Consider the following 21,477-nt stretch of genomic DNA (forward strand, 5'->3'; position numbering starts at 1 on the left):
GGCCGCTTCGCGGCCAATCGCGAGCGGGCTCGCTCCCACAAGGACACTGCAAAAACCCGTGGGAGCGAGCCTGCTCGCGATGAGGCCGTCACTGCTTGAACAACTCTCCCGGGGTAAACCCGAACAGGCCTTTGAACGCCGCAATAAACGCCGAAGTCGAGTCATAGCCGCTAGACAGCGCCGCCGTGGTCACGCTGTTGCCGTCTTCCAGCAAACTCAATGACGACAACAGCCGCATGCGCTGGCGCCAGCTGCGGAAACTCAATCCGGTTTCACGCTGGAACAGGCGCATCAGGGTTTTCTCCGACGTCCCCAATCGTTCGGCCCATTCATGCAACGTCACGCTCTGCTCAGGGCTTGCGATCAGTTCGTTGCACAACCCAAGCAAACGCGGGTGACGTGGCAACGGCAGAGAGAAACCGACTTCCGGCAGGCTCGCCAATTGATCCAGCAGCACCTCGACCAGGCGTGCTTCACGGCTGTCACCCTCTGGATAGTCCACCGGCAGTTGGCAGAAGCTCTTGATCAGCTCACGCGCCAGCGGCGTAACTTCCAGCACCCGGCAACGCTCGTCCGCCCAGGCACACGCCTCGCGCCGCACATACAGGCTGCGCATTTCCGCGCGCATCGAGGTCACCACCTGGTGCTCCAGATCAGCCGGAATCCAGATCCCCCACTGCGGCGGCGCAAAGAAACTGCCCTCGGCGGTGTGCACGCCGAGCACGCCACTGATGGCGTAGGAAAATTGCACCCAATCGTGGCGATGAGGTGGCGTCCACGAGCCGGCACTGAGGCTTTCCGCACGGGCAAACAGCGGGCGCGGCAACGCCGTCAGGGTCGGAATAGTCCGTTCGAGGGAAATTTGTCCGTTAGCCGGCATTGGTTGGCCTTATGTCGCAAGACGGGCGGAAGTCTTGACCTTAGGCTAGGTCATCTCTTCTTACAATGCCTTCGGTGCCCGTTATGCATGCCGTCAAACACCTCAAACGCGTGGTCACCGACTGGTTCCTGTGCGGGATGCTGATCGCCACGCTGCTGTCGTACATCTTCCCGCGCTTCGGCGCCACTGGCGGCACGATGCACGCCGAGTGGGTGATCAACATCGGCGTGTTCCTGGTGTTCTTCCTGCACGGGGTCAACCTGTCGAGCGAGCAGATCCGCCACGGCTTGAAAAACTGGCGCCTGCACCTGATGATCCAGGGCTTCACCTTTCTGGTGTTCCCGCTGATCTGGCTGGTCAGCGACAAGCTGCTGGGTTCACACATTCCATCGCTGCTGATGCTCGGGTTCTTCTACCTGTGCGCCCTGCCCTCGACCATTTCCTCTTCCGTGGCCTTGACCGGCAGCGCCGGCGGCAACGTGCCGGCGGCGATTCTCAATGCCAGCCTGTCCAGCGTGCTGGGGATTTTCCTCACGCCGTTGCTGGTGAGCCTGGTGGTGGGCAGCGGTGCTGGCGGTATCGACCTGGGTTCAACCCTGCTCGATCTCTGTGCCATGTTGCTGCTGCCGCTGGTACTGGGTCAGTTGCTGCGGCCGCTGTTCGGCAAGTTTTTCAGTCGCCACAAGCGCTACACCAACATCGTCGACAAACTGGTGATCCTGCTTCTGGTCTACGCGGCGTTCTGCAACTCGATGGTTTCCGGGATGTGGCAGCAACAGGGCAACACGGTGATTCTCAGTGCATTGGTCGGCAGTGCCGTGTTGCTGGCGATCATTCTGTGGATGACCACCCGCACCGCCCGTGCCCTGAAATTCAGCCCCGCCGATGAGATCGCCGCAGTGTTCTGCGCCAGCAAAAAGTCCCTGGCCGCCGGTGCGCCGATGGCCGCGCTGATCTTCGGTGCCAACCCGGGGCTGGGTCTGATCCTGTTGCCGATCATGATCTATCACCCGCTGCAACTGGTCGTCTGCTCAGTGATGGCCGAGAGTTATGCCAATCGCAATCGGGTATTGGCCGAGCAACAAAATACGGCTGCCCTCAGCGCTCAATAATCGCCGTCACACCCTGACCGCCGGCGGCGCAGATCGAGATCAATCCGCGCCCCTTCCCGGCGGCGTCCAGCAGCTTGGCAAGGTTGGCGACGATTCGCCCACCAGTCGCGGCAAACGGATGTCCGGCCGCCAGTGAACTGCCTTTGACGTTGAGTCGGCTGCGGTCGATCGAACCTAGCGGTGCATCGAGGCCAAGCCGGTTTTTGCAGTAATCCGGGTCTTCCCAGGCCTTCAAGGTGCAGAGCACTTGCGCGGCGAAGGCTTCGTGGATTTCGTAATAGTCGAAGTCCTGCAAGGTCAGGCCATTGCGTGCCAGCAAACGCGGTACCGCGTAGACCGGTGCCATCAGTAATCCCTCGGCACCGTTGACGAAATCCACCGCTGCCGCTTCGCCGTCGCGCAGATAGGCGAGGATCGGCAGGCCGCGCTCTTTCGCCCACTCCTCACTACCAAGCAGCACCAGCGACGCGCCATCGGTCAGCGGTGTCGAGTTGCCGGCAGTGAGCGTGCCTTTGTCGCTCTTTTCGAAAGCCGGTTTCAACGAGGCGAGTTTTTCCAGCGTCACGTCCGGGCGCAGGTTGTTGTCGCGGGTCAGGCCGAGGAATGGGGTCATCAGATCGTTCTGCCAGCCCTCGGCGTAGGCCGCGGCCATTTTCTGGTGGCTTTCCAGCGCCAGCTGATCCTGCTCGGCACGAGGAATGTTCCAGGTCTGCGCCATCAGCTCGCAATGCTGCCCCATCGATAGCCCCGTGCGCGGCTCGCCGTTACGCGGAAACTCGGGGATCAAATGCCGGGGACGCAATTGCAGGAAAGCCTTGAGCTTGTCGCCGGTGCTCTTGGCGCGGTTGGCTTGCAGCAGAATCTTGCGCAAGCCGTCGCTGACACTGATCGGTGCATCCGACGTGGTGTCGACACCCCCGGCAATGCCGCAGTCGATCTGCCCCAGGGCAATCTTGTTCGCCACCAGCAACGCCGCTTCCAGGCCGGTGCCGCAGGCTTGTTGAATGTCGTAGGCCGGGGTGGTGGGTGACAACCGCGAGCCGAGCACACATTCGCGGGTCAGGTTGAGGTCCCGGGAAAGCTTGAGTACCGCCCCCGCCACCACTTCGCCCATGCGCAGGCCATGCAGGTTGTAGCGTTCGATCAAGCCTTCGAGCGCCGCCGTCAGCATTGCCTGGTTACTGGCGGTTGCATACGGCCCGTTGGAACGAGCAAAAGGAATGCGATTACCGCCGATGATCGCGACGCGGCGCAGTTGAGTCATGAAAAGCTCCCTATCAATATCTGAATGTAAAAACAGGACCCTGTGGGAGCGAGCCTGCTCGCGATTGCGGTGTATCAGCCGGCAAAAAAATTGGATGTGCCGGCCTCATCGCGAGCAGGCTCGCTCCCACAGGTACTGCATTCCTATGCCAGTTGCGCATTCATCTAAATGCCCTGCCAACCAACAAAAACCCCGGATTCAAACTAATCTGCTGTGATCAAGCGTAGGCCTTATCTCGCGGATCGAACGACTGATCGCGATTCGTGGTCCACACCTTGTACCCTCACTGCCGGAGAGTCTTCCATGTCTGACCGCTATATCGACTTCGCCAATTCGGCCCTCGGCCACCGCCTGGTCGGGGCCCTTGGCCTGCCGTCGCCGGTTCGCCTGGAACGCTGGGAGGCCGGTCGCCTAAGGCCCGTCGATGGCGCGCTGTTGATCGGTGGCGGCCCGCTGTCACAGAACGTCAGCGCGTTCGCCAACAAACTCACCGAGCAGATTTACAGCTACGGCCCTGAACCCTTGCTGGCCCAGGCGTGGATTCCGGGCCACGGTCCCAAGCTCAAGGCCGTGGTGTTCGATGCCAGTGACCTGATGCAGACCGGGCAACTCAAGCAGCTGCGTGAGTTCTTTCAACCGTTGATGAAAAACCTCGAGCACAGCGCCCATCTGGTGATTTTCGGGCGCGCACCGGAAACCTTGAGTGACCCGTTCGCCGCCAGTGCCCAACGTGCACTCGAAGGCTTCAGCCGCTCGCTGGCCAAAGAGTTGCGCAGTGGCGGCACCTTGCAGTTGCTGTATGTCGGCGCCGGGGCTGAAGGCCAACTCGAAGGGGCGCTGCGGTTTTTCCTCTCGCCAAAGAGTGCTTATGTCTCGGGACAGGTGGTGCGGCTGAACGCTTGCGACACTCAGGTCCAGGACTGGACTCGCCCGTTGGCGGGGCGCACGGCGCTGGTGACGGGCGCGGCTCGCGGGATCGGCGCGTCGATCGCCGAAACCCTGGCCCGCGACGGTGCGCAGGTGGTACTGCTCGACGTCCCACCGGCCAAGACCGATCTCGATGCCCTCGCTGCCCGCCTCGGCGGCCATAGCATCACCCTCGACATTTGCGCCGAAGACGCCGCCGCGCAATTGATCGAGCAATTGCCGAACGGCATCGACATTGTGGTTCATAACGCGGGCATCACCCGCGATAAAACCCTGGCCAACATGACACCGGAATTCTGGGATGCGGTGCTTGCAGTGAACCTGAATGCACCGCAAGTATTGACCAAAGCGCTGCTCGACAGCGGCGCCCTGCACGATAACGGTCGGGTGATTCTGCTGGCGTCGATCAGCGGCATCGCCGGCAATCGCGGGCAAACCAATTACGCCGCGAGCAAGGCCGGGCTGATAGGTCTGGCTCAGGCCTGGGCGCCACTGTTGGCAGCGCGTGGAATCAGCATCAACGCTGTCGCCCCGGGCTTTATCGAAACCCGAATGACTGCGCAGGTTCCGTTTACCTTGCGTGAGGCCGGGAGACGCATGAGCTCACTGGGCCAAGGCGGACTGCCGCAAGACGTTGCTGAAGCCGTGGTCTGGCTCGCCCAACCCGGCAGCGGCGCGGTCAGCGGGCAAGCGCTGCGAGTGTGTGGGCAAAGTGTATTGGGGGCCTGAACATGGAAACAGATTGGCATTCACAGAGCACTACACCGTACTTGCCCGAGTTGTATTGGCGAGCGGCGACGCGGCGCAAGATCACCGGCACCACCCTGCCCGAGGATGGCTTTCGTTGCTGGGTCAACGTTGACCTCAAGCGTTTGGCAGCCTATCGCAAGGTGTGCGGGTTTACCGATGACGGCCTGTTGCCGCCGACCTATCCTCATGTGCTGGCGTTCGCCTTGCAGATGCAATTGCTCACTGCCAGGACATTTCCGTTTCCGCTGTTGGGGCTGGTTCACCTGGCCAATCGCATCCGCATTCTGCGTCCCTTGGGCGCAGTCGCTCGAGTGCGGGTGAGTGTGCGGGTGCAGAACCTGCAACCCCACGCCAAGGGTGCGGTGTTTGAGTTGATCACCACGATTGACGACGCGCTCGGGCCGCTCTGGGAAGCCGAAAGCCAGATGCTCTGCAAAGGCGTGAAGCTTCCCGGCGAAGCAATCGAGCCGTCGATGGATTCTGCTCTGACCATGAACGAGGTCACCCGCTGGTGGGCGCCCAGTGAAATTGGCCGGCGCTACGCCAGGGTTTCCGGTGACTACAACCCGATTCACCTGAGTGCTGTCAGCGCGAGACTCTTCGGTTTCCCCCGGGCCATCGCCCACGGTTTGTGGATCAAGGCGCGCACCCTTGCGGCCCTGAGCGGGCATCTGCCGACGTCGAACATCGAGATTGCCGTGCAATTCAAGAAACCGGTGCGCTTACCCAGCGAGGTCTCCTTGCTGTCCAGCGCTGCCGGCTCAAGTGGTGACTTCAAGGTGATCGGCGCCGGGAATCTGGAACACATGCTCGGTACCTGGCAACCGCTTGCCTGAGGCCGCTCAGCCGCGCCGGATAAAAAATACACCCGCCATAATCAACACCAGCCCGGCAATTTTACCGGCGCTGACGGGTGCTTCGCGAAACCCGGCCCAGCCGAAATGATCCAGGGTCATCGCCATCCCCAGTTGCCCCGCCAGCACCAGCGCCATGAACAACATGGCGCCAATGCGCGGCCCGGCGAAAGCGGCCGTGGTAATAAAAAATGCGCCGAGCAGACCACCGCTCCAGTGCCACCAGGTCAGGCTTTTGAGTGTCTCCAATGCCGGGGTTTCGCGCTGGATCACGACCAGCAGCAACAATGCCACGGTGCCGACAAAAAACGAAATCAGCGCAGCGGCCAGTACGCTCGACACTTGTTTGGCCAGTTGGCCATTGATACCGGCCTGCAAGGGCAAAAACGCACCCGCGATAAAAGGCAGGCAAAGCAACCACCAGACGGGGGCCGGCATGCTGTTCTCCATTGAGTGAATGAGGCGCGCAGTATACGCCGCCCTCGGATGAACCGTGGGCGACATTTGCGTGCAGCCACGCCTGATCGCCCCCCCGGTTAATTGTATATATATAACTTAAGTTTTTCGAAGTGCCTCACGGTTTCCAGAAAAACATCATCCATTGATTTATAAGGATTTTATTATAAGAAAACGCACCATTTCATACCTTTGGTATTAGCCCTCAAGTACAACTCGATCCGTGATATACAAGTTGTTAATACCAAGTTGAGTATGGCCTGAAACAGCACCTGCATTAGATAGATAAGCAACGGACGAGGCATTGCCAGCAACAGAACTGGCAGGCAATCGAAAACAGTGATCGTTGTGACAGGTGCAAGGAAACTTACTCATGAGCTCTCACGTTTTGTTGAAAACCAGTACTGCATTGGCGTTGGTCCTGAGTCTCAGCCTGACCGGTTGCAGCAGCGGCGGTGGCGGTCATCACAGCAGTCCCGGCAGCTCATCGCCTGACAGTGCCGCAGGTGCAGGTGGTTCCAGCGGCTCGGGTAGCAGCGGCGGTACGGACGGCAGTGGTGGCGGTACAGCGGGAACAGGCGGAACCGGTGGCACTGGCGGCGGTACGGCGGGGATTGGTGGAACAGACGGCACTGGCGGCGGTACGGCGGGAACAGGCGGAACCGGTGGCACTGGCGGCGGAATAGCAGGAACAGGCGGGACTGGAGGCACTGGCGGCGGTACGGCAGGAACAGGCGGAACCAGTGGCACTGGCGGCGGCACGACGGGAACAGGCGGAACCGGTGGCACTGGCAGCACCACCAGCCCTGCCCTGACAACCAGTACGCTGGTTTCCGATCTGGGCAGCACCGTCAGCGGCGTGGGTGCTGGCGTGAGCGATCTTGGCACCGCCGTCGCGCCCCTTCCGGTAGTCGGCGGCGTCCTTCAAAGTGCCGTCAATACGACGGGCAATGTGGTCGACAGCCTGGGCGGCGGTCTGAACAGCGGCCTCGGTACACTGGGCTCGAATCCACTGGCAGTGAGTAAAACCACAGCGGTGGTCGGTAATGTCGTGACTGACGTCGGCAACGGCGTGACGGATCTGAGCGGCAAATTGTCGACCACCACTCAAAGCATTCCTCTGGTCGGCGGCCTGATCACCCAGGTTGCACCCGTGGTGAGTGGGGCAGGCAGTAGCGTTTCGATGCTCGGCAACACCCTGAGCGCCGTCACCAGCAGTGGTCCGCTGGGTTCGTTGAGCAATGGTGTGGGCACCAACACGCTGGTTCCGGTGGTCACATTGGCTGAAGGCCTGACCGGTAAAGTCGCCAGTGCCACCGGGCTAAGCGCCCCGGTCAACGGTCTGCTCAACAACGTCAGCGGCGCACTTGGTGGCTTGGGCAGCAATGTCACCACCTCGAGCACCAGCAATCCGCTGACCAACATCGTCGGTGGCGCCTTGACTAACACGGCAACCACCACTGGCGCGGCCGGTGGCCTGACGACCACGTCCGGTACAGCGGGTGGAACCGGTGGTCTGACAGGCAGCGGGCTGCTGGAAACCGTCGGCGGTGCGGTCGTGAATGTCGCTGGCGGACTCAACGCCGGTAACACCAACCCAACGATCAGCTCTGCCGCAGTAACGGGCGGCTCGGCGGGTAACCTGGTGGCTGGAACAGGCACGCTCCTGGGCGGTACGGGTGTCGCCAACACAACGACGACCGCTCCCTTGGCCGCCGTCGGCGCAACGGTCGGTGCTGCGTTGAATCCGGTCACCAGCGGTGTCGCCAGCCTGACTCAACAAGTGGCCGGCACCACGGGCCTGACTGCACCGGTCAATGGATTACTCGCTCAAACCGGCGCCGCCATCGGCGGCGCAGGCACCAACATCACCGCTACCGCCCCCAACCCGGTTGTCACTGCGGTCGGTAATACCGTGACCGCCGCAGGGACCACCGTTGGCAGCCTGCTCACCGGCACGACCAGTGGCGGTACCACCAGTGGGCTCGGCGGACTCGGTGCGCTCGGCAGTTTGACCGGCACACTGACAGGTACCAAGTAGTCATTGCACCTGGCCGATTCGACGGCCGTTCCTACAGCGCCTACGTTTGGTTGGAGACGGAAGATTCGAATGGGTTTTCCGTCATTTTCCATGTTGGCGCAAGACATCGGTTGTCCCCGAATCACGTCCTCAGAACCTGACGGGAACAACTGATCGAAGATCCTTTCGCAATGCTGCGGTTTTGATCATGGGGTGTTCTATGCGCGCTTTGGCTTGCTTGTTGCTGCTCATCTGTTGCTCTGGTGTTTATGCCGACTCCCTCCCCGCTTTCCTCAATAGCAACGAAACCACCCGCAACCTGCCTGCCCCCAACCTGCCTGCCGACGCCTACCGTCCAGCCACGCCAAAGCTGCAAGTCCCGGAGCCTGCCGCCACCTCGGCACAACCCTTGACGATGGGCACCAAGGTCACCGTGCGCACCGTGCAAATTGAAGGTGGAACCCTTTACCCGTTGCGCGAACTGGGGGCCGTCTATCAACCGTTGCTTGGCCATGAAACCACCCTCGCGCAACTGATCGAAGCGGCACGCAGCATCACCCGACGCTATCAGGACGATGGTTATTTGCTGTCCTACGCGTTCCTGCCACAGCAAACCTTCGATAAAGGCGTGGTGCGCGTGGTGTTGGTAGAAGGCTATATCAAGGACTATCAATTGCAGGGCGATGTCGGTCGGGTCAAGGGCCTGCTCGATAAACTGGTGGCCAAGCTACAGGCCGAACGCCCGCTGACGCGCAAGACTTTCGAACGCTACACCACCCTGATGAGCCGCATCCCCGGCGTCACCGTACAAGCGCAAGTGCCGCCACCGGGTACTACCGACGGCGCGACCTACCTGATCGCGCAAGCCAGTCGCAAACCGTTCGCCAGTAGCCTGAGCACTACCGAAGACAACCGCAAAGGCACCAAGGCCTTGCTCGGTGTCAGCAGCAACTCGCAAACGTCGATGGGTGAGCAGATCACCCTCAGTGGTCTGTTTCCACCGGGTGATGACCACGAAAAATACTACCGCCTGGACTACAACCAGTTCCTCAATGCCGAAGGCACGCAACTGCTGTTGTCCGGTTCGCGCTACCGCGCCGACCCGGCGACGCTTGTGCAACTGGACAACGGCCTGCAACTCAAATCACACCGCGAAAACGATCGATACTCCATTGGCCTCAGCCATCCGCTGATCGCCTCACCCACCAAACTGCTTACACTCACGACACGCCTGTATGCGGTCGACGACATGACCCGCTACAAAGTGCTTGGCTATCCGATTACGGTCGATGAAAATACCGATGTCCGCGCCCTGGCCTTCGAAGGTGACTGGCGCAAAGCCGATGACCGACAACTGCGCATCATCAGTGGCGGCGTGTACCAGGGCATCAATGGCATGGGTGCCAACACCAACAACCCGACCTACGACCTGGATTTCTTCCGCCTGCGACTCTCGGGTGTGCAAAGCAACAAGTTCTTCGACAACTGGCAAGGTGTGCTGTCAGCCGCGCTGTACTGGACCGACGACACCCTGCCCGACAGTGAGCGTGCGGTATTCGGCGGGCAGAACTTCGGTCGTGGCTACCCCGACGACCAGGCTTCCGGCGACAAGGGCTGGGGCGCCGCTTATGAAGTCAACTACAGCTTCAACCGCGCCGGTAACTGGGTGCGCATCCTGCAACCCTACGTCGTACTGGACCGTGCGAAAACCTGGTTCAACACCCTGCCGATACAAGGCAGCAACCTGTCCTCGGTGGCCGTCGGCCTGCGCTTCGGCGACGCCAGGTACTACAACATCGCCCTTGAAGCAGGCAAGGCCATGTCCGATGAAGCGCTGGATACCTTCAATCGGCGTACGCGTTACAGCATCAGTTTCAGCTACCAATTGTAGAGCCGCAGAAACAAAACGACCCGCTCATGGCGGGTCGTCTTGGTTGCGGCCAATCAATCAGAAATCGTAGCGAACCTTGGCAGTGAAGGTGTCTGCATTGAAGTCTGCTTTGGTCAGGTAATCGTACGAACCGCCCACGCTCCAGGCACCGATGCGGTAGGTGGCGCCCAGACCCAGTTCATAACTGTCGCGTGCAGGTTTCGCACCACTGGTGGTGAACGGCGTACCGCCGAGCACAAAGGTCGAGCTCGCGTTGGCCTGGTCACCGATGAAGTCGTGCCACGCCATGGCCTTCGCTTCGGGCTGGAGGCTGCCGGCGCCGACATCGAAGGCTGCAGCCAGGCGTGCACCGAGGCCCATCTCGCCCACTTCATAACGCTGGCTGCCGACGCTCAACGCGGCCGAACTGCCCTTCTCGCGGTACGCATCGATCGCTACGTTGGCATAGCGCGCACCGATCTGCGGCTCCAGCAACACCTGCTGATTGAAGCGCAAGGTGTAACCGGCCAACGCGTTCACACCGAAGATATCACTGTCGTAATCGCCCTTGGCACGGGTGCCGGCGATGTAGCGTTTGGACTCGTTGGTGTTCCAGCCATAGGTCAGCGAGGTGTCGACAAAGAAATTGTCGTGAGTCCAGTTGCCGTACAGCGTCAACGCGTTACCGATGACGTCAGTCTTGCTTCCGGCGTCGGACTTCACGTTGCTGCTCAGGTAGCTGTAAGCGATACCCAGTGTGGTATCGGCATTCAACTGACCGTCAGCGCCCACCGCAATACCCTGGCTGTTGGCGCTATAACCGGCGACACCGCCGCGCGAACCTTGATCGGCATCGCTGTTCAAGGCTTGCAGCCACACGCCTTTTTCGGCCAACACATCACCCGAGGACAAACCGCTGCGGGCACTGCTGGAGCGCGTGTTGATGGCGTTCGAGATCAGTGTCTGGCCGTTAGTGGACGCCTGGATCGCACCACCGCTCACGTCGGGGCCAAGCTTTTCGGAAAGCTTCGCCAACTGCGCATCGCTGCTGGCGTTGGCGAATGCACTGAACACCGGGTCCTGATCGCTCAGTTGACTCATCACCGCGTTCGACACTTGCCCGACCGCCGCTGCACCGCTGGATGAACCACCGGCGTTCACCACATTCTGTTTGACTACATCCTCGCTCTTGGTGCTGACCAGCGCCTTCACGTCATTGCCTTCAACGCCGTAGCTTTTGACTTCCAGCAACGCCGAGGACGACGACACTTTCAGGTTCTCGCCGCCTTCCAGTTTGCCAGAGCTAATGAGTGTGTAACGGGTACCGCCATTAGCAGTACGGAAGTCTTCGGAGCGCGCCTTCAACTCAAGACGAGCACCTGGGCTGATGTCTGCCAGGCCGGTGACCTTGAGCACCGGAAGATTGGGGTTGGTGTCGTTGCCCAGGAACATATGCAACACCGAACTCGGCTCTTCCATGTCAAATTCGCCGATGATCGTGGTGTGGGCCTGCTGTAGCGTCAGCTCGCCCTTTTCCACCGTGATGTAGCCAGCCTTGATGGTCGAACCGTCGAAGTTCACGTTCGCATCACCATTGATCAACACGCCGGAAAGGCCCATCAAGTTGCCTTTGACGTTACCGCCATTCCAGTAGAAATAAGCTTTTCCGTCATCGACCTGAATGGCTGCGTCACCGCCTTCGATCGAGCCAAGGGATTGAGTGATCGAGAGGAGGCGGTCGGTGACTGGCTGGTTGCTGATATGAATACCGAACCTTTCGCCGGAAATAGCGCCAGTATTGTTAATGCTCGAGGAGACACCGGTGGGCGCAAGCTTGAGTGCAGCACCATCCAGTCGCAACGCATCAGCATTGGCGCCCGTAGCCGTAATCGTGCCTTGGTTGATCACACTGTTACCGACGCGGGTGCCGATCAGTGACACCCCGGTCGCATTCATCCCGTTGACGGTGATATTGCCCGAATTCAGGACATTGTTGGTCACAACACCGCCCTGATCCTTGATGCCAAAAGCCCCGTCACCGTAGGCCGTGATCGAGCCGTCGTTGATCAGGTTCAAAGGTGCGGCAATAACAGGGGTATGAATCGCGGCAGCAGCCACGGAAAGCGCCAACAACGAGCGGCGCAGGCAAGAGGTGTTCAATGCAGGTTCCCTTCAGAAGCCTATGGAAGACGCGTTTTTCAGCAGGCGCGCCCAGCTTCTTTCAGGCATCCATACCGGCCAACCAGCGGGGGCTGGTTCAGGCGCGGGCAATATACAGGTGCCATCATTTAGACACCACCAAAAAATGCCAAATGAATGACGTCAGTTTTTTCAATGGGTCAAGTGACCTGCACGCCGCCCAATGCATCGACGACCTTGTTGAAGGTGGCTTTCACCGAATCCCCTAGCGGCGCGATAAAGGAAACAACTACCAGGGCCACCATCGCAACGATCAGCGCGTACTCAATCGCCGAAGCACCCTCGGTCCGGCTCATGAACAGCTGGAATCGAATGGACAGATACTGCACAAAATGAAGGAACATACGACTTCTCCTGCAAGATGTAGAACACTCTGAAGGTTCTAAGGACTGACACGGTGCATCTTCGATTGCGGGAACAGGTTGTCCAGGGTCTCCAGAAGGCGAACGTGATAGATCGGTTTGCGAAACAGGTCCAGCACCTGCAAGCGCAGCATGTCGCTGACGTCGTCCATGTCGGCATGGCCGGAGGTCACGATCACCGGCAAGTGCTGTCGGGATGTGTGTTCACGCAAACGGCGGATCAATGACATGCCACTCTCTTCGGGCATGCGCAGATCGGTGATAACCAACGCGATATCGGGGTGACGGGTCAGATGCTGCAACGCGAGTTTGACCGAAGTTGCGGTGAAGCAACAAAAGCCCTCGCCCTCCAGCAACTCCGCAAGTTCCAACAGGGCATCTTCTTCGTCGTCCACCAGAAGCAACTGTTGGCGCGGAGCTGAAGAAGCGTTCATGTGCGATTCCTGTCACTGAATAAGTAATCGGATTGAGAGGTGACCAACCGATCAGGGTACAACCGTCCCCCCCAGTGAAGTGATGACTTTATTGAAGGTGCCTTTCACCGAGTTGCCCATCGGTGTAACGAAGGCAACGACGACCAACCCCACCATTGCAATGATCAACGCATATTCAATGGCTGAAGCGCCCTCGGTCCTGGTCATGAACAACTGGAGGCGGATATACAGATACCGCACGAAGTTAAGGAACATACGACTTCTCCTTTGCGCCGAGGGCGCACATGTAGCGGGTGCACAACATGATTGCGCTTTGCCATCGGAGCATTGCCAACAAACCCCGCTCCAGCAACTGTAATAAGCGATTAATCACAAAGTATTAACCGGAATGGTGGCGACTGGGGATTAACCGAAATGCCATACGGTGGTAAGTTATTTTTTTGACCGGTGATGGCGTTTTGATTTAGCTGCGCTACTTTCAAATAGCGAATTAGTTGCATGTTCATAGCTGCCTGATTGCGAATTATCTCGTTGAACGTCACGAGCCGGTGATGCAGCAGGAAAGGGAGAGCCGTCATGAACAGCCGCGTCACCATGGGTCTGGCCGGGCTACTGTTAGTCGCAGCCGTCATTGTCGGGTACTGGGGATTGGTGCTGAGCCGGCAACCGCTAGCAACCGAACCCGTCACCACCCCTGTCACCGTTGCGCTGGAAAAAACCGTTGCTAGCGCCGAAGACCAGACGCGCCAGGCCGTCGTCGTGCTGGTGCATGATGTCCTGCCGTTTACCCCCCTCACCGCCGCCGACCTGACCCTGGAAAAACTGCGCAGCGCGCCCGCCGGCAGCTTGAGCAGCCTGGACCAGGCCGTTGGCCGCACACCCTGGCGGCGCCTGAGCGCGGGCACTTGGCTAAGCAACGAGAGTTTCGAGGCCGGCGGCGCGCTGGCGCGGATGATTCACAGCGATGAGCGCGCGCTGGCGGTGGCGGTGGACGAAGTGATTGGCGCTGCCGGACAACTGATCCCGGGAGATTACGTCGACGTGCTGTTGTTCCTCCGTCAGGACGCCATCAACACGCAGCAGTCGGCGCAAATCGTCATTCCGGCCATGCGTGTACTCGGCGTTGGCGAACAATTTGGCTTGACCAACGAAGGCAAACCCGCCTCCCCTGCCACCAGCGCAGACGAAAAACTCAAACAGGATCAACGCCGCATCGCGGCCCGCAGCGTCGTGCTGGCGGTGCCGGAACAACTGCTGAGCCGAATGATGCTGGCGACTCAGGTCGGTACCTTGCGCCTGGCCGTACGTAGCAGCGAAGAACAACTCCTGGCCAAATACTGGGCCGGTGAAAGCGACTCATCCACCCGACTGAGTAGCGCCAACAGTCAGCTATTCCAGTTCAATCAACTGGCCCAGGGCATTGCCCCGAAAACCATCGTCCACACCCGCACGGTAGAGGTGTCGCGGCGCGGCATCGAGGTCATACGCGGCAATCAGGTCACCCAACAAACCCCTTGATTGCGCAAGGGTGCATGGCCTCAAAAACGGCAACTTCGACACACGCATCGGACTCTCACCATGAGCCAGAACCTGAGCCAGACGTTCCTTGCGATTACTCGCAACAGCACTGACCTTGAATGGTTGCAAGGCGCACTGGCGCCCTTGGGCCAAGTGGTCAGCGCCGGTGGTGGCAGCCTCGATGAATTGCTCGCACTGGTGGACGTGACCTTTGCCAGCCTGGTGTTTATCGGCCTCGACCGCGAGCATGTGGTGGCCCAGAGTGCGTTGATCGAAGGTGCGCTGGAAGCCAAACCGATGCTGGCCATCGTCGCGCTGGGCGACGGCATGGACAATCAATTGGTGCTCAATGCCATGCGCGCCGGGGCCCGGGATTTTGTTGCCTACGGCTCACGCGCCAGCGAAGTTTCGGGCCTGGTACGACGCCTGAGCAAACGTCTGCCGCCTGTCGCAACCACTACCCAAATGGGTGGCCTGACAGTGCTCTTTGGTACTCAAAGCAACGCCGACGGCGCTCTGCTCGCCGGGCACCTGGCCCTGGTGATCCAGAAGAGTGGCCAGCACACCTTGCTGCTCGACCTCGGCCTGCCCCGTGGTGACAGCCTGGCGTTGCTGGGCCTGGAGAGCTCGTTCCATTTTGGTGATGCATTGCGGCATCTGCGGCGCCTTGATGCGACGCTGATCGACAGCGCCTTCACCAGCGCCGAAGCCGGGCTGCGAATCCTCGCCTACGCCAACAATGACGAACCGCTGGAGCGCACCAGCGCCGCCGAGCTGTACATGTTGCTCAGCGCCTTGCGCCAACACTTTCAACACATCGTGGTGAACCTCACCGGCCAACCTGACAGCGAAGCCCTGCGCACCTTCGTCAGCCATTGCGACAAATTACTGTGGTACACCGACCAGAGCGTGCTCGACTGCCGACGCAACCTGACGGTGCTCAATCTGTGGCGCGAAAAAGGCATGAAGCTTGAGCACGCCCAACTGCTGGTCGACCGTTACCTGCGCCACTGCGCCCCGGACGCCGAGACACTGGGCAAAACCTTTGGCCTCGAAGTCATCGCCGTCCTGGCCTACAGCCCAGAGGTTCGGCTCAACGCGAAAAACCAGGGCGTGCCCCTGTTCGATCTGGCTCCCCGCGAGGTCCTGACCCAAAGCTTGCGCACCTTGGGCGAACGTCTGGCCAAGCACTCTGAAACGCTGGCAACCCCCAAAATCAGTTGGCTGAATCGCTTGCGAGGCCACAAATGAGCGGTGAAAAACTCTTCGGTGCACAGACTCAAAGCCCGATCGGCAACACCGACCACGAGGGCCTGAAGCTGGTGCTGCATCGCTATGTCATCGATGCCATCGAAGAGTCGGGGAAAAACCTGCTGGAAGGTTCGCGCCCGCTCCTTGCGCAATTCGTCACCGACAAGGTCGCCGAATACATCGCCCGCTTGCACCTGGCGATTTCGCGCTACGAAATGGAGCGTCTGGCAGAAGAAATCGTCGACGAACTCACCGGTTTCGGTCCACTGGAAGTGCTGCTGCGCGACCCCGCCGTGACCGAAATCCTGGTCAACGGCCCTCACCGGGTGTTCATCGAACGTGACGGCATATTGCACCAAAGCGACCTGCGCTTCATCGACGCGCATCATGTCGAACGGGTCATGCAACGGATCCTCGCGCCACTCGGACGGCGTCTGGACGAGTCATCGCCGATGGTCGATGCGCGCATGCCGGACGGTAGCCGGGTCAATGCGATTATCCCGCCCATCGCGCTGGACGGGCCGTGCCTGTCGATTCGTAAATTTCGCAAGGACATGCTTAAAAGCAGCGACCTGATGGCGATGCAAACCATTGACCAGGCGATTTTCGACTTCATCGAGAAAGCCGTCGGCAAACGCTGCAACATCCTCATCAGCGGCGGGACCGGCACCGGTAAAACCACGCTGCTGAACATCCTCAGTCAACTGATCGATCCTCACGAACGCCTGGTGACCATCGAAGATGTCGCCGAGCTGCAACTGGGCCACCCTCACGTCGTGCGCCTGGAAACCCGCCCGCCGAACGCCGAGGGCCACGGCGAAGTGAAAGCCAGTGACCTGATCCGCAACGCCCTGCGGATGCGCCCGGATCGAATCATCCTTGGCGAAATCCGTGGCGTTGAAGTGCTCGACGTACTGACCGCCATGAACACCGGTCACGACGGCTCGATGAGCACCGTCCACGCCAACAATGCTCAGGACGCGCTGTTGCGCCTGGAGACGTTAGTGGGCCTGACCGGGCGTCAAATCGCCGAGCGCACGCTACGGCAGATGATTTGCGCGGCGCTCGACGTGGTGATTCAACTGACGCGCCTGCCCGATGGCCGACGCTGCGTCAGCGAGGTGGTGGAAGTGGTGGGGATCCGCGAAGACATCTACGTCACCAACACCCTGTTTCGTTTCGATCGAAGGACCGGTTTCGGCTTCCTGCGCGAGGCGGTCAACCCCGCCGGCGACAAGCTGCGCCATGAACTGGCTCTGCCCCTCAACTGACTTGACGAGGCTTGCGCGATGATCGGTCCGATACTGCTCAGCCTGATGTTTCTCGTGTTGCTGGGACTGTCGATCTGGCTGTTCTATCAAGGCCTGCGCAAGACCAGCAACGAACGCGTGCTGAATCGCCTTGCTCAGGGGCAACCGCATCTGATCGTCGAAAACCCGGCGTGGGCCAACCTTGAGCGGACCTTTGTGCGCGCAGGCCTGGGCCGCCCGACGGAGCGTCTGCCGCTATGGCTGGGATTTTGGGTGTTTATCAGTCTGCTTGGTTTTATGCTGGGCGGCTGGCTGGGACTGCTGACACTGTTAGTCCTGCAACCGTTGATTCTGCGGGTGTACATTTCCTGGCGTTATCGACGTCGCCTGAGGCGAATGATCGAGCAGTTGCCGGCGTTGCTCGATCACACCATACGCAGCCTCAAATCCGGTCGCACCTTGGCCGACGCGGTGATGGGCAGTATCGATGCCAGCGCCAACCCGCTTAAAAGAGCGATGGGACGAATTCAGCGCAACGTGCAATTGGGGATCAACCTGCCCGACGCCGTGCACGATTTTGCCGAGTTTTACGACCAGGACGAACTGCGCATGTTTGCCTTGGGATTGAAGGTCAATCACCGTTACGGCGGCAATGCCAGCGAGCTACTGGAGAACCTGATGAAGCTGATTCGCGAACGCGAGCAAGGCGCCCGTCAGCTTCGGGCCATGACCGGCGAAACCCGAATGACCTCCTGGGTTCTGGGGGCCTTGCCCCTCCTCATCGCCAGTTACTTCATGCTGACCAACCCCGGTTACATGCTGAGCATGTGGCACGACCCTGCCGGCCAGCACATGCTGATCGCCGCGGTTGGTTTACAGATCGTCGGGTGCCTGGCGCTATGGCGCATGTTACGGAGTGTCTGAGATGGTCTTACTGGTGAGCGCCTTGCTGTTTCTGGGAGCCATAGCGCTGGTGCTCGGCCATCTGCTGGAGCAGCGACGACGCGCGCGGCATGTCACCCAACGCCTGCAAGGGCATGTGGCGCACGACAACACTTTCGGCAACTGGCTGCGGGCACTCGGCAACAGCCGGTTTGGCCAGCGCTCGCTCAGCATCGACAGTGAAACCCAGACCTTGCTCGCACGCCTGGGTTGGCGTAAATCCAGCGAACGCTCGTTATTCGCCGCATGCCAGGTCGGCACGCCCCTGCTGGTGCTCGGGCTCGCAGTGTTCTTTCAACAGGTGTTCTACCCCGCCGCGCAAAACCACTGGCTTGCGCCGTTACTGGGCGCCGGGCTGGGTTATCTCTTGCCCAAACGACTATTGGCCTATTGCGTAAAACGTCGGCAAAGAAACATCGCCATCGAGATCTCGACGTTCATTCCATTACTGCGAATTCTCTTCGAATCAGGCATGGCCGTAGAACAGTCACTGCGAGTGCTCAGCAGCGAGGCGCATAAACTGCTGCCGGAGCTGACCAGTGAACTACGGCTGATCCTGACTCGGGTCGACTCCGGCCTGGAACTCGGCCAGGAGCTGCACCAGACCGCGACACTGCTGGCGGTGGACGAACTCACCGACACCTGCGTGATCCTCCAGCAACTGATCCATCAAGGCGGCGGCGCCATGAAGTCGCTGCTCACACTCAAGCAATTGCTCGACGACCGGCGCCTGACACACCAGCAGGAATACATCTCGAAAATGTCCGCCAAAATGTCCGTGGTGATGATGCTGTTTCTGTTTCCCGCCTTGCTGATTGTTTTAGCCGGCCCGGGTTTCACCGCTATTGGCCGGGCGTTTGGATCTTAGAGTCGCGTCACAGATTGCTATGCAACGTTGAAATACGGCGGGCGAGTCATCCGTAGCAGCTGCCGAGCCTGCGAGGCTGCGTTCGAGGACGAAGTCCTCGCAAATCCTGCATACGCGGTTTACCTGAAGGAACGCGTTGCCTGATTTTACGACCGCTCCGCGGCCGAACGCAGCCTCGCAGGCTCGGCAGCTGCTACGGAGGGAGTCCTGCACCGTATTTCAACGTTGAAAAATCGCCGTCCCAAGCGACTAAGGTTTGACGACATACTCCGCCGGTTCTTCAGGGTCCATATTGTCCAGCGCTCGATCCACCAGCAGCCGGATCCCGTCGATCATCCTGCAAATACCTAGCGCCACATTGCGTCGAGAACCTTCGATCTCGAACGCCAGGTCAGCGGCCATGGCCTTGACCGAAGCCAGGTCCTCCGAAGCGTTCGCCAGCAGGCTTTCATTGTCGATACTGATCGTCTTGGCCGGCCCGGGGCTCACTGCTATTGACCGGGCGTTTGGGTCTTAGCATCGCGTCATCTGGCGAATGAGTCGCCCGTAGCAGCTGCCGAGCCTGCGAGGCTGCGTTCGGCCGCGGAGCGGTCGTAAAATCAGGCAACGCGTTCTTTCAGGTAACCCCCGTATGCAGGATTTGCGAGGACTTCGTCCTCGAACGCAGCCTCGCAGGCTCGACAGCTGCTACGGAGCTGGTCCTGCACCGTATTTCAACGTTGTGTCGCCCCAAAAAAATCGCCGTCCCAAGCGACTAAGGTTTAACGACATACTCCGCCGGTTCGTCGGGGTCCTGGCGGCATTCCTTTGCTGCGCGTGGGAACGATCAATCTAACGCCGTACGCGCTCTTACCACTCAGGCCGGCTGTCAGGCCGCCGTGCTGTGCTTTTGATCCACCCGCCCCTTCGGGACACCGTAGCGAGGGAACGCCGAGCCTAGGCGAGGTGCCGTACGCTCGGGGCGAGACCTTTTGGTTCCTTTTGGCTGGGCCGGCACTCCGGGCGTTTGCCAAAAGGGACTCGCCGTAAGGGCGAAACCATAAGCAGCCGTTACACCAATAACGGATATACACACAAATACAAACCAAACCCCTAGTGCGCCGTAACCCGCACCCGCCCCCCAAAACTCCCCGGCGACAAAGCCAACGCCAACTGCGTCCGATTATGCATATGCGTCAACCGCAACACCTGCGACACATACAACTTCACCGTGTTCTCGGTAATCCCCAACTCACAAGCAATCTGATAATTGGTCTGCCCCTTGCCCACCAACCGCGCAACATCAAGCTGACGAGGCGACAGCTGATCAAAGATCGCCGGCATCTGCTCCCGATCAACCTCCCCACCCGACGGCAAAAGCGGAGCACGACGAACTTTATCAAGGTCCTGATAAAGGTCATCGATCGATTCGGAAAGGTCTTGCAGCTTCTGATTCAAGTGCCCCAACTGCACACTCTTTTGCCGTTCCTTAAGCGCGACCTCCTGACGCTGCACCCCTTCCAGCAGCTCATCCAGGTCAATCGGCTTCTGGTAGTAGTCGGCGATCCCCGCGCGCAGGGCCTTGATCACATCCTGCTTGTCGGCGCGCCCGGTAAGCATGATGGCTTCGAATGCCCGGTGCTTGCCGGCGATGCGTTGCAGCTCCTGAACCAGTTGAATACCGTCGAGCCCGGGCATGTGCAAATCACAGAGGACCAGGCCGATGTCGACATCTTCACCGAAGCGCGCGATGGCTTGCTGGCTGGACTCACAAGGGACGCAACGGTAACCGCTGCTTTCAAGAAACTCGCAAAGCTCTTCCACGATCAGCGGTTGATCGTCGACCACCAGCACTTTTACCGCAGAGGTAGGTTTGTTCACGTGCGCCTCCATGCCCTGTCCGAAGACTGTCACTTCCTGTACCGACAGCGGCAAGCTGYACAGGTCTGAACTGAAAGTAGACCTACTTTCCTACTATGTACATAGCGATAGTCGTGCCGAACGACTAGCGGATACAGGCCAGTGTCAGCAGCATGCCGATCAGCACAAAGGGCGCAAAGGGTGGTTTTCTTGACAGTTCGGGAGCGAGGTATTGAAGCCGGGTCCTAAGCCCTTGACTCATATGCGGCCAGACCTTTGAAGCAATCAATAGCCACACCAGGCCAGACATTCCAGCGCCGATAAAACTGCCGAGCAAATGCAGGTTGTCGGTCGCCAGTCCGATCGTCGCCATCAGCTTCACATCGCCGGCTCCCAACCGTCCCACCCCATAACCGGGCAAGGTAAACAACAGTGCCAGCAGCAATGCCCACCCGCCCTGAACGTCAGGCGCGCCCAGCCAGGTGGTGCCGGTCCACAACAGATAAATCAATGCCAACAACCCTGCTCCCAAGGTCAGGCTGTTGGCGATATGCCGTTGCTGAACATCCTGTGCCGCGCAAAGCGCCAGCCAGATCAGTAGGACAAAACTCTGCATCCGGTAAAAATCGTCCGCTTTGGCTGAATGATTCTATGCTCATACCACGTAGTCGTTGTCAGGGT

Annotated in this window: 20 protein-coding genes; 10 read left to right on the forward strand and 10 right to left on the reverse strand. The window is 59.8% G+C overall.

Features of this window, described 5'->3' with window-relative positions; all coding sequences use genetic code 11:
• Nucleotides 1–88 precede the first annotated feature (88 nt).
• Complete coding sequence (locus AC1DHT_RS20015; protein ID WP_427538015.1) at nt 89–880, reverse strand: AraC family transcriptional regulator; 792 nt, start codon at nt 878–880, stop codon at nt 89–91.
• Nucleotides 881–963: 83 nt separating this feature from the next.
• Between AC1DHT_RS20015 and AC1DHT_RS20020 the strand changes: the two genes are divergently transcribed.
• Nucleotides 964–1,992, forward strand: coding sequence for a bile acid:sodium symporter family protein (locus tag AC1DHT_RS20020; RefSeq protein WP_427538018.1), 1,029 nt, complete (start codon nt 964–966; stop codon nt 1,990–1,992).
• Here the strand turns inward: AC1DHT_RS20020 and AC1DHT_RS20025 are convergent.
• Nucleotides 1,979–3,256 carry an acetyl-CoA C-acetyltransferase gene (locus tag AC1DHT_RS20025; RefSeq protein WP_427538021.1) on the reverse strand — a complete coding sequence of 426 codons (1,278 nt, stop codon included), beginning with the start codon at nt 3,254–3,256 and terminating at the stop codon, nt 1,979–1,981. The two genes, AC1DHT_RS20020 and AC1DHT_RS20025, sit on opposite strands and share 14 nt — an antisense overlap.
• A gap of 303 nt (nt 3,257–3,559) precedes the next feature.
• Between AC1DHT_RS20025 and AC1DHT_RS20030 the strand changes: the two genes are divergently transcribed.
• Together AC1DHT_RS20030 and AC1DHT_RS20035 are read left to right on the forward strand one after the other, a co-directional pair.
• The gene (locus AC1DHT_RS20030) at nt 3,560–4,912 is read left to right on the forward strand and encodes a 3-oxoacyl-ACP reductase (protein ID WP_427538024.1); all 1,353 of its coding nucleotides are present in this window, start codon (nt 3,560–3,562) and stop codon (nt 4,910–4,912) included.
• 2 nt (nt 4,913–4,914) lie between these two features.
• Complete coding sequence (locus tag AC1DHT_RS20035; RefSeq protein WP_427538026.1) at nt 4,915–5,769, forward strand: MaoC family dehydratase; 855 nt, start codon at nt 4,915–4,917, stop codon at nt 5,767–5,769.
• A 6-nt stretch (nt 5,770–5,775) separates the two neighbouring features.
• Here AC1DHT_RS20035 and AC1DHT_RS20040 read toward each other — a convergent pair whose 3' ends face one another.
• A complete protein-coding gene (locus tag AC1DHT_RS20040) occupies nt 5,776–6,225 on the reverse strand; it encodes a DMT family transporter (protein ID WP_427529418.1) in 450 nt (149 codons plus the stop codon).
• Nucleotides 6,226–6,616: 391 nt separating this feature from the next.
• On the opposite strand from AC1DHT_RS20040, the gene AC1DHT_RS20045 reads away from it, so the two are divergent.
• Together AC1DHT_RS20045 and AC1DHT_RS20050 are read left to right on the forward strand one after the other, a co-directional pair.
• Nucleotides 6,617–8,284, forward strand: a complete 1,668-nt coding sequence (locus AC1DHT_RS20045) for a collagen-like triple helix repeat-containing protein (RefSeq protein ID WP_427538029.1) — start codon at nt 6,617–6,619, stop codon at nt 8,282–8,284.
• A 199-nt stretch (nt 8,285–8,483) separates the two neighbouring features.
• Nucleotides 8,484–10,154: a ShlB/FhaC/HecB family hemolysin secretion/activation protein gene (locus AC1DHT_RS20050; protein ID WP_442114539.1), complete on the forward strand. Its 1,671-nt coding sequence runs from the start codon at nt 8,484–8,486 to the stop codon at nt 10,152–10,154.
• A 57-nt stretch (nt 10,155–10,211) separates the two neighbouring features.
• Here the strand turns inward: AC1DHT_RS20050 and AC1DHT_RS20055 are convergent, their stop codons facing one another.
• The 4 genes from AC1DHT_RS20055 to AC1DHT_RS20070 form a co-directional block, all read right to left on the reverse strand.
• Entirely contained in the window at nt 10,212–12,293 is a 2,082-nt protein-coding gene (locus tag AC1DHT_RS20055; RefSeq protein WP_427538035.1) for an autotransporter family protein, read from the reverse strand.
• A 179-nt stretch (nt 12,294–12,472) separates the two neighbouring features.
• Nucleotides 12,473–12,676, reverse strand: coding sequence for a Flp family type IVb pilin (locus AC1DHT_RS20060; protein ID WP_427538038.1), 204 nt, complete (start codon nt 12,674–12,676; stop codon nt 12,473–12,475).
• A gap of 38 nt (nt 12,677–12,714) precedes the next feature.
• Nucleotides 12,715–13,128 carry a response regulator gene (locus tag AC1DHT_RS20065; protein ID WP_427538041.1) on the reverse strand — a complete coding sequence of 138 codons (414 nt, stop codon included), beginning with the start codon at nt 13,126–13,128 and terminating at the stop codon, nt 12,715–12,717.
• 51 nt (nt 13,129–13,179) lie between these two features.
• Nucleotides 13,180–13,383: a Flp family type IVb pilin gene (locus AC1DHT_RS20070; RefSeq protein ID WP_427538044.1), complete on the reverse strand. Its 204-nt coding sequence runs from the start codon at nt 13,381–13,383 to the stop codon at nt 13,180–13,182.
• A 321-nt stretch (nt 13,384–13,704) separates the two neighbouring features.
• Here AC1DHT_RS20070 and cpaB point away from each other — a divergent pair, with 321 nt between their 5' ends.
• Genes cpaB through AC1DHT_RS20095 form a run of 5 tightly spaced genes read left to right on the forward strand, consistent with a single transcriptional unit; the run spans nt 13,705 to nt 18,957 of the window.
• Nucleotides 13,705–14,646, forward strand: coding sequence for a Flp pilus assembly protein CpaB (gene cpaB / locus AC1DHT_RS20075; protein WP_427538047.1), 942 nt, complete (start codon nt 13,705–13,707; stop codon nt 14,644–14,646).
• Nucleotides 14,647–14,706: 60 nt separating this feature from the next.
• Nucleotides 14,707–15,897: a CpaE/TadZ family protein gene (locus AC1DHT_RS20080; RefSeq protein ID WP_427538050.1), complete on the forward strand. Its 1,191-nt coding sequence runs from the start codon at nt 14,707–14,709 to the stop codon at nt 15,895–15,897.
• Nucleotides 15,894–17,168 (forward strand): TadA family conjugal transfer-associated ATPase, encoded by a 1,275-nt coding sequence (locus tag AC1DHT_RS20085; RefSeq protein ID WP_427538053.1) that lies wholly within the window; start codon nt 15,894–15,896, stop codon nt 17,166–17,168. The genes AC1DHT_RS20080 and AC1DHT_RS20085 overlap by 4 nt, the downstream gene beginning before the upstream one ends.
• A gap of 18 nt (nt 17,169–17,186) precedes the next feature.
• Nucleotides 17,187–18,071: a type II secretion system F family protein gene (locus AC1DHT_RS20090; RefSeq protein ID WP_427538056.1), complete on the forward strand. Its 885-nt coding sequence runs from the start codon at nt 17,187–17,189 to the stop codon at nt 18,069–18,071.
• 1 nt (nt 18,072) lies between these two features.
• Nucleotides 18,073–18,957: a type II secretion system F family protein gene (locus tag AC1DHT_RS20095; RefSeq protein ID WP_427538060.1), complete on the forward strand. Its 885-nt coding sequence runs from the start codon at nt 18,073–18,075 to the stop codon at nt 18,955–18,957.
• Between the two features lie 249 nt (nt 18,958–19,206).
• Here AC1DHT_RS20095 and AC1DHT_RS20100 read toward each other — a convergent pair whose 3' ends face one another.
• The 3 genes from AC1DHT_RS20100 to AC1DHT_RS20110 all read right to left on the reverse strand — a co-directional run bounded on the left by AC1DHT_RS20100 (nt 19,207) and on the right by AC1DHT_RS20110 (nt 21,412).
• Nucleotides 19,207–19,446 (reverse strand): DUF6124 family protein, encoded by a 240-nt coding sequence (locus tag AC1DHT_RS20100; protein ID WP_427538063.1) that lies wholly within the window; start codon nt 19,444–19,446, stop codon nt 19,207–19,209.
• 603 nt (nt 19,447–20,049) lie between these two features.
• Nucleotides 20,050–20,817: a response regulator transcription factor gene (locus AC1DHT_RS20105; RefSeq protein ID WP_427538066.1), complete on the reverse strand. Its 768-nt coding sequence runs from the start codon at nt 20,815–20,817 to the stop codon at nt 20,050–20,052.
• Nucleotides 20,818–20,941: 124 nt separating this feature from the next.
• Nucleotides 20,942–21,412, reverse strand: coding sequence for a prepilin peptidase (locus AC1DHT_RS20110; protein WP_427538069.1), 471 nt, complete (start codon nt 21,410–21,412; stop codon nt 20,942–20,944).
• Nucleotides 21,413–21,477: the final 65 nt, after the last annotated feature.

This window comes from Pseudomonas sp. 05N432 (genome assembly GCF_056396945.1).